The organism is Streptomyces sp. NPDC101776 (assembly GCF_044766845.1).
GTDB lineage: Bacteria > Actinomycetota > Actinomycetes > Streptomycetales > Streptomycetaceae > Streptomyces.
Genome location: NZ_JBIWMV010000057.1, coordinates 1 through 2,711 on the forward strand (window position 1 = coordinate 1; position 2,711 = coordinate 2,711).

The following is a 2,711-nucleotide window of genomic DNA, read 5'->3' on the forward strand; positions in this document are numbered from 1 at the left end:
CTGGTTCAACAATGGGAGCCGTGTGAGTCGCGAGGTTCACGCACGGTTCTGAGAGCGGCGGTGGGTGAGATTCCCGCCGCCGACTCACCTCGTAGGAGTCTCCCTTGGAGCCGACGGAGGCCACGGCTGCTTCCTGTTCGAGGCGTTCGGTGTAGCGGATGGCCCGGTATTGGACGCCGCGATCCGAGTGGTGAGTGAGGCCGGCGAGGTCGGCGCCGGTGTGCCGGCGTCTCCATATGGCCATCTCCAACGCCTCCACTGCGAGGTCGGTGTAGAGGCTGGTGGCGACCTGCCGGCCGACGGCCATGCGGGAGAACACGTCGATGACGAAGGCGGCGTAGACCCAGCCGGAGAAGGTGCGGATGTAGGTGATGTCCGCGACCCACAGCTGGTTCGGTGCGCTCGCCGTGAACTGCCGCTCGACCAGGTCCGCGGGCTCTTCGCCCGGATCACGCCACGCGGTCGGGCCTGGCGCATGAGGCGTTCGACGGTGCAACGGGCCACCTCGTGTCCCTCGCGGACGAGGGCGGCGTGGACCTTGCGGGCGCCGTAGACACCGTAGTTGTCGGCGTGGATGCGGCGGATCTCCCTGGTGAGGTGCTCGTCGCGCAGACTGCGTGCCGAGGGCGGGCGGGTGTGGGCGGCGTAGTAGGTGCTCGGCGCGATCGGGGCGTCGGTCTCGGCGAGAACCTCGCAGATCGGCTGGACGCCGAACGTCTCCTTGTACTGGTCGATGTAGGCGACCTTCATCGCAGTGGACGGTCCAGCTCCGCGGCGAAGAAAGCCGACTTAGATTCAACCGGTCAAGGCAACACTCTCGGCCGGGGTGCGGAATCCCAGACATTTGCGGGGGCGGTTGTTGAGTTTCGCCGCGATGACATCAAGGTCGCCCTGACTGAACGTCGAGAGGTTCGTCCCTTTTGGCAGGTACTGCCGGAGCAGCTTGTTGGTGTTCTCGTTGGTGCCGCGCTGCCGGGGGCTGCGCGGGGCTGCGAAGAACACGTCGACGCCGGCGTCAGTGCTGAGACGCTTGTGCGCTGCCAGTTCCATGCCGCGATCCCAGGTCAGCGTGGAGCGTAGCCGGGAGTCCATGCGCGTGTATGTCCCGGTCAGAGCTGGAACGACCACGTTGGTGTGGCGGCTGGAGAGTTTCACGACCGTGAGGAACCGCGTCTTGCGGTCGACCAGTGTGGCGACCTGGCTGTTGTCCGAGCCGATCACCAGATCGCCTTCCAGGTGCCCAGGCTCGCTGCGGTCCTCCGCGGCCTGGGGCCGCTCCTCGATCGGCCGGGCATCGGTGATCTGCGAGCGCCATTGCCCCTTTACTGTGTGTCGCTTGTTCTTCCGGATCGGGCGGCCTGTGCGAAGGCGTTTGCAGACCTCGCGGGGGATCACTTTCCACCGGGTGGTGTAGACCGACCGGTAGATCGTCTCGTGGCTGATCTCCATCGCCGGGTCATTGCCGTGATGACGACGGAGGTGGCCGACTGTCTGCTCGGGTGACCACTCCTCGCAGAGCAGGGTCAGTACCGTCTGCCTGAGCGCCGGTCTGGCGGCGAGCAGGCACTGTTTCGGGCGCCGGGAACGGTCAAGTGCCCGTTCCTGCGCGGCGATTGCCCGGTATTCATCGCGTCCGCCGTTGTTGCCGACTTCACGGCTGATCGTCGACACCGCACGCCCCAGCAGGCCGGCGATCGCCCGGTAGGAATGGCCGGCACAAAGCCCGCGTGAGATCTCTTCCCGCTCGCCCAGGGTCAGGCTTCCAGCGCGCGCCTTGCGGGGCGCGGGAGCGATGCCTCCGTGGTGCTTGAGGACGGTGAACACCGAGCCGGGTGGTTTGCCGATCTGTCTCGAGATGACGCTGATCGACTCCCCGGCCCTCCACCGCCGCCACAAGTCGGCCTTCATCTCGTCCGACATCCCCGGCCGACCCAATTTCGCCACGTAACCGTCCTCAACCAGCACTGTTGCTCTGACCGGTTGAATCTAAGGAGGCGGACTTCAATATCGCGTTCGCCCGCCGCAGTTCCTTCACCTCCCGCTCCAGCTCTGCGATCCGGGCAGCTTCGGCACTGGTGGTGCCGGGCACGATGCCCTCGTCGGTCTCGGCCCGCTTGACCCACCCACGTAGAGCCTCGGGGTGCACGTCCAACTGGTCGGCAATCCGCTTGATCGCACCAGCCCGGCCAGCCGCGTCCTTGCGGGCCTCGACCGCCAACCGGGTCGCACGCTCGCGCAGTTCGTCGGGGTACTTACAAGACGACGGAGTTAAGGTGTCGGCGTACGGACTTTTCTCCCCAGTTGCGTACGGGCGAACGTCCCCAGCTGTCAGGCCACGTCGTTCTCTCGCTCGATGGCCTTGAGGCGGTTCTTGAGCCGGTAGCTGGGGCCGTTGATGGAGATCACTTCGCAGTGGTGGAGGAGACGGTCGAGGATGGCGGTGGCGAGGACTTCGTCGCCGAAGACCTGGCCCCATTCGCTGAAGGTCTTGTTCGAGGTCAGGACGATCGAGCCCTTCTCGTAACGCTTGGAGATGACCTGGAAGACCAGGTTCGCCTCCGCGCGTTCGAGGGGCTGGTAGCCGACTTCGTCGACAACGAAGACGCTGGGCCGCAGGCAGGGCTGTTCCAAAGTCCTGCCGGGTGGGTGAATGTGCTGGTCACGGCGTGGTGACGATGTCGGCGCGGGCCGCTACGAACAGATCGAGGCTC

4 protein-coding genes and 1 pseudogene are annotated in these 2,711 nt (G+C 65.9%); all 5 read right to left on the bottom strand.

Annotated elements, in window-relative coordinates; genetic code table 11:
* Window positions 1-496, bottom strand: a 496-nt coding sequence (locus tag ACIRRY_RS51740) for a DDE-type integrase/transposase/recombinase (protein WP_403988120.1), incomplete at its 3' end; no start/stop codon positions are given.
* A gap of 2 nt (window positions 497-498) precedes the next feature.
* Window positions 499-750, bottom strand: a pseudogene (locus ACIRRY_RS51745) (IS3 family transposase); the annotation flags it as partial.
* Between the two features lie 45 nt (window positions 751-795).
* Window positions 796-1,944 (bottom strand): IS30 family transposase, encoded by a 1,149-nt coding sequence (locus tag ACIRRY_RS51750; protein ID WP_403988123.1) that lies wholly within the window; start codon window positions 1,942-1,944, stop codon window positions 796-798.
* A 10-nt stretch (window positions 1,945-1,954) separates the two neighbouring features.
* Window positions 1,955-2,413 carry a transposase gene (locus tag ACIRRY_RS51755; protein ID WP_403988126.1) on the bottom strand — a complete coding sequence of 153 codons (459 nt, stop codon included), beginning with the start codon at window positions 2,411-2,413 and terminating at the stop codon, window positions 1,955-1,957.
* Window positions 2,329-2,652, bottom strand: a complete 324-nt coding sequence (locus ACIRRY_RS51760; protein WP_403988129.1) for an ATP-binding protein — start codon at window positions 2,650-2,652, stop codon at window positions 2,329-2,331. The genes ACIRRY_RS51755 and ACIRRY_RS51760 overlap by 85 nt, the downstream gene beginning before the upstream one ends.
* Window positions 2,653-2,711 lie beyond the last annotated feature (59 nt).